We start from the raw sequence: 5,011 nt of genomic DNA, 5'->3' as shown, positions 1-5,011 counted from the left end.
CACGAGGCGATCGGCATGAAGGTCCCCGTCGAGCGCTACCAGCCCAGCCGGCGGGCCTTGCCCGAGCGCCTGCCGGCGATCGAGTACGAGCCCGAGGACGTCGTGCGCTGGGTCGACCAGAACGGCTGGATCAGCTACCGCGGGCGGCGCCGCAAGATCGGCAAGGCCTTCCGTGGCACCCCGGTCGCCCTGCGCCCCACCCAGATCGACGGACGCCTCGACATCTTCTTCTGCCATCAGAAGCTGGCGTCCCTCGACCTCACCGAGCAGACTGAGCTCAAACCCGTCCACAATGTCCCCGAACGGGTGTCCACTATGTCCCCGGTCTGAACAGACAAGCTCAGGGTGAAGCGAATCGGGGGGGTCTCGCGCCACGTGACAGCCGTCTCCGGATCGGGCATGTTGATATAACAACACGAAGAAGCCGATCCGGAGGAGCACCCGATGACCGAGACACGCACGCAGGTCGCCATCGTCGGCGCGGGGCCGGCCGGCCTGATCCTCGGCCAGCGCCTGGCGCAGCACGGCATCGAGGCGGTGATCCTGGAGCGCCGCGACCGCGCCTACGTCGAGGCGCGGATCCGCGCCGGCGTGCTGGAGCAGCACAGCGTCGACCTGATGAAGGAGATCGGCGTCGGCGAGCGCCTGGCGCGCGAGGGCCTGGTCCACGACGGCGTCGAGATCTGCCTGGACGGCCGGCGCACGCGCATCGACATGTCGGCCATGACCGGCGGCAAGAAGGTCACGGTCTACGGCCAGACCGAGGTCACCAAGGACCTGATCGCCGCGCGCCTCGCCGCCGGCCTGCCGCTGGTCTTCGAGGCCGAGGAGGTCCGGCCGCTGGACATCGACGGCGAGAGGCCGCGCGTCACCTGGCGCAAGGACGGCGTCGAGCACACGCTGGCCTGCGACTTCGTCGCCGGCTGCGACGGCTTCCACGGCATCTGCCGCGGCTCGCTGCCCGAGGGCGCGGTCACGGTCTTCGAGCGCAGCTACCCCTTCGCCTGGCTCGGCATCCTGGCCGAGGCGAAGCCGGCGATGGACGAGCTGATCTACGCCCGCAGCCCGCGCGGCTTCGCGCTCTGCTCGATGCGCTCGGAGACGATCTCGCGCCACTACATCCAGTGCCGGCCCGACGAGGACCTGGAGGAGTGGCCGGTCGCGCGGATCTGGGAGGAGCTGCGCCTGCGCCTCGGCGACAGCGGCCACCTGATCAACGAGGGCCCGGTCACCGACGTCAGCGTCACGCCGATGCGCTCCTTCGTCGCCGAGCCGATGCGCCACGGCCGCCTGTTCCTGGCCGGCGACGCCGCCCACATCGTGCCGCCGACCGGCGCCAAGGGCCTGAACCTCGCCGCCTCCGACGTCCACTACCTCTCGGACGCACTCATCGACTTCTACGGGACGGGCAGCGGCGACGCGCTCGAGGCCTATTCGGCCAAGGCCCTCGCCCGCATCTGGAAGGCCCAGCGCTTCTCCTGGTGGATGACCTCGATGCTGCACAACTTCGGCCCGGCCCAGGCCTTCGAGGACCGCGTCCGCCAGGCCGAGCTGGAGTACGTGCTGTCGAGCGAGGCGGCCCTGACGACCCTGGCCGAGAACTACGTCGGGCTGCCGCTGTAGAAGCCGGACGCCGCCTTTCCCCTTCGCTTCACGGTGAGCCCGTCGAACCGCGAAGCGAAATCGGCCGGGACCGTGCCCGGTTCGCTCCATGGTTCGACAGGCTCACCATGAAGCGAATGGGAGGCGGATCTGGGGCGCGAAGCCGGAGTTGCGAACGCTTCGCAACTTCCCTAGTGTCGCCGCCATGCCTCCCGCCCCCCTCACCCGCCGCGCCCTGCTGACCGGCGCCCTCGCCGTCGGCGGGCTGGCTGCGGTGGGCGCCCGGCCGGCGGTGGGCGAGCGGGCGGTGACGACGCGGCTGGTCGCCGGCCAGGTCGCGCGCAGGCTGACGCCGGAGCAGCCGCAGGCGAGCCGCCTCCGGCTCTACAACGGGACGGTCCTGCCGGTGCTGCGCCTGAAGAAGGGGCAGCCGGTCGAGATCACCCTGGAGAACCGGCTGCCGGACGAGCACACGACGGTGCACTGGCACGGCCTCAGGATCGCCCATGCCATGGACGGCGTGCCCTACATCACCCAGCCGCCGGTCGAGCCGGGCGAAAGCTTCACCTACCGCTTCGCGCCGCCCGACGCCGGCACCTTCTTCTTCCACCCGCACTGCAACACCGTCGAGCAGCTCGGCCGGGGGCTGGCCGGCGTGCTGGTCGTCGAGGGCGACGAGGCGCGGCCCTTCGACGCCGACCTGGTGCTGGCCTACAAGGACTGGGACCTGGCGCCCGACGGCACGCTCGGCCCCTTCCTGACGCTCAAGGGCGCGGCCAACGCCGGCACCTTCGGCAGCCTGACCACGGTCAACGGCGAGGTCGTCACCAAGGAGCGGCAGCCGGTCTTCGAGGTGCCGGCCGGCGCCGACCTGCGCCTGCGTTTCCTCAACCTCGACAACACCCGCCTGCTCGGCCTGGGGCTGCACGGCGCCGAGGCCTGGCTGGTCGCCAGCGACGGCCAGCCGCTGCCGCCGCTGGAGCTGAAGAACTGGCGCATGGGCCCGGCGATGCGCGCCGACCTGGCGCTGCGCACGCCGGATCGGCCCGGCGCCGTCGTCGAGGTGCTGAACCAGCGCGCCGCGAAGCCGAAGGTGCTGGCGCGCCTGGTCACGACGGGCCAGCCGCGGCGCCGCGCGCCCTTCGAGCCGACGCACCTGACCGGCCCCTTCCTGCCCGAGCCACAGATCGAGGGCGCGCCGGTCGTGCCGATGGTCTTCTCGACCGCGCCCGGCCCCTCGGCGCCGCCGCCGGAGCTGGCCGGCCTGCCCTTCGCCGACGCGCTCTGCCTCAATCCCCGCACGCTCTGGGCGATCAACCGCCAGACCTGGCCGCAGGAGGGCCACGCCCACCCGCCGGCGCCGCTGGCGACGCTGCAGCGCGGCCGGACCTACGTGCTGGAGCTGAACAACATCTCCAAGCACTTCCACCCGATCCACCTGCACGGCCACAGCTTCAAGGTGTTCTGGAGCTCCGACGATGCCGAGCTGCCGGTCCACTGGGCCGACACCACCCTGGTCGCCCCCGGCGAGCGCCGCCGCGTCGCCTTCGTCGCCGACAACCCCGGCGACTGGATGTTCCACTGCCACATCATCGAGCACCAGGAGACCGGGATGATGGGGCTGGTCAGGGTGGCATGAGGGCGGCGCCCTCTTTCGCTCTTCGTCGTTCCTTTTTTTCTCACCGTCATCCTCGCGAAAGCGAGGATCCAGAGAACGGCGACGCTCGCACAGACGGCCATCGGCTCGCGTCGGCGGCACTTTTCTCTGGATCCTCGCTTTCGCGAGGATGACGAAGAGAGAGAGAGAGAGCCGCCGTGCCGGGCCGGCACGCGCAGAAGCCGAAGCCTCCTACCGCCGCCGATCCACCGCCTCCGGCGCCTTGAGCTTGCGGCCGGTCCAGGTCTGGCCGACGCGCCAGCCGGCCGGCAGGCGGCCGAGGGCCGGGAAGGGCTCGCTGCCGAGGCAGGGAAAGTAGCTGTCGTGGATCAGCACCGACTGGCGCACCGTCGGCCAGGCCATGATGCGCAGCAGGTCCTGGTCGAAGTGCAGGTTGGCGCCGCGGAACGGCCGGAAGTCGGCGACCAGCCGTTCGACCGGCGGCAGGATGCCGCCGACGCCGCCCCACAGGCCGGCCAGGATCAGGTCGGTGTGGGTCAGCCAGTCGCGCATCACGTGGAAGTGCCGGCCGCTGGCCAGCCAGGCGTCGACCGCGACACGCTCCTGCACCGAGACCAGGGAGTCGGCGTCGCGCACCAGGAAGCGCGCGACGGCAGGGTCGCCGACCGGCTCGAAGCGCCAGAGCAGGCCGTCGAAGATGCGCTGCGGCCGCGGCCGCAGCAGCACCTCGGCACCGGCCGCGGCCAGGCCCTCGCGGACCGCCGCGGGCACCGTCTCGTCGCAGTAGAAGCGCGCGGTCCAGCCGGGATAGAGCTCGGGGATCAGGCGGGCGTTCCGCAGCGCGCCCTCGCAGTAGAGCTCCTTCGCGCCCCAGAGGCTGAAGGCGATGACGTTGCGCTGCGGCTCGGTCGGGTCGAAGGGAGCCGGCGCCCCCGCGGGCAGCGGGAAGACCGGCCCGGCGGCCAGCGCCTGGCGGTCCTTGGCCTCGAGCGAGGCGACGCCCTGCCGGCGCGCCGCCTCGGCGTCGCCGAGCTGGGCGAAGCAGGTGCAGAGGCCGTCCCGGACGTTGGCGTTGTCGCCGCCGCGCTCGACCGCGCGGCCGAAGGCGTGCACCGCCTCGGCGAAGCCGCCCAGGCCGATCAGCAGCACGCCGAGGTTCTCGTGCAGCACCGCCTCGCCCGGGAAGCGCTGGGTGCCGCGGTAGAGCGCCTGCGCCGCCTCGCGCACCTTGCCGGCGTTCGACAGCACCAGGCCGAGGATCAGCACGTCGGCCGGCTCGGCCTCGGGTGCCGCGACGACCGGCCCGAGCAGCGCCGCGGCCTCCTCATGCCGGCCCTCGGTCGAGAGCGCGACGGCGCGGCGGCGGCGGTCCTCGGCGGCAGTCGTCATGGGGTGAGGCTTAGAGGATTCCCGGCGGCGGCGCCATTCCGCACTGGCTCCGCGCCCCGCTCTCATTCGCTTCACCCTGAGCTTGTCTGTATAGACCGGAGAGATGGTGGACGGGTGTTCGGGGACATGGTGGACGCATTCTGATCGGCATTGAGGGTCTCATGAGGGAGGCTTTCGATGCCCTGGCAGGAGGTGTCGATCGTGTCGCAGCGTCGGGAGTTCGTGCTTTTGGCGAGCCGGGAGGGGGCGAACAAGCGCGCTCTGTGCCGGCGCTTCGGGATCAGCCCGACGGTCGGCTATCGCTGGCTGGCGCGCTATCGCGCGGCGGGCCTGGCGGGCCTGGAGGACCGCTCGCGCCGGCCGCTGCATTCGCCGAACGAGACGCCGGTGGCGATCCAGGCG

General features: G+C 71.9%; 4 protein-coding genes and 1 pseudogene. 4 read left to right on the top strand and 1 reads right to left on the bottom strand.

The genetic code is table 11. The features are described from left to right. The 3 genes and pseudogenes from B9O00_RS31860 to B9O00_RS31850 form a co-directional block, all read left to right on the top strand. Positions 1 to 330: pseudogene (locus B9O00_RS31860) on the top strand (IS481 family transposase); the annotation flags it as partial. A 114-nt stretch (positions 331 to 444) separates the two neighbouring features. Next, positions 445 to 1,623, top strand: a complete 1,179-nt coding sequence (gene pobA, locus B9O00_RS31855; RefSeq protein ID WP_085127461.1) for a 4-hydroxybenzoate 3-monooxygenase — start codon at positions 445 to 447, stop codon at positions 1,621 to 1,623. A gap of 184 nt (positions 1,624 to 1,807) precedes the next feature. Beyond that, on the top strand, positions 1,808 to 3,241 hold the full coding sequence (locus tag B9O00_RS31850; RefSeq protein ID WP_085127459.1) for a multicopper oxidase family protein: 1,434 nt from the start codon (positions 1,808 to 1,810) through the stop codon (positions 3,239 to 3,241). A 210-nt stretch (positions 3,242 to 3,451) separates the two neighbouring features. On the opposite strand, the gene B9O00_RS31845 is transcribed toward B9O00_RS31850, so the two are convergent. Then, positions 3,452 to 4,609 (bottom strand): tetratricopeptide repeat protein, encoded by a 1,158-nt coding sequence (locus B9O00_RS31845; protein WP_085127457.1) that lies wholly within the window; start codon positions 4,607 to 4,609, stop codon positions 3,452 to 3,454. A gap of 177 nt (positions 4,610 to 4,786) precedes the next feature. Between B9O00_RS31845 and B9O00_RS31840 the strand changes: the two genes are divergently transcribed. Beyond that, positions 4,787 to 5,011, top strand: a 225-nt coding sequence (locus B9O00_RS31840; protein WP_143596441.1) for a helix-turn-helix domain-containing protein, incomplete at its 3' end; no start/stop codon positions are given.

The sequence above is a fragment of the Tistlia consotensis USBA 355 genome (genome assembly GCF_900177295.1).
In the GTDB taxonomy this organism is placed as follows: domain Bacteria; phylum Pseudomonadota; class Alphaproteobacteria; order Kiloniellales; family DSM-21159; genus Tistlia; species Tistlia consotensis.
The sequence above is the reverse complement of the archived record's forward strand: the minus strand, read 5'-3'. Positions and strand labels throughout refer to the sequence as shown.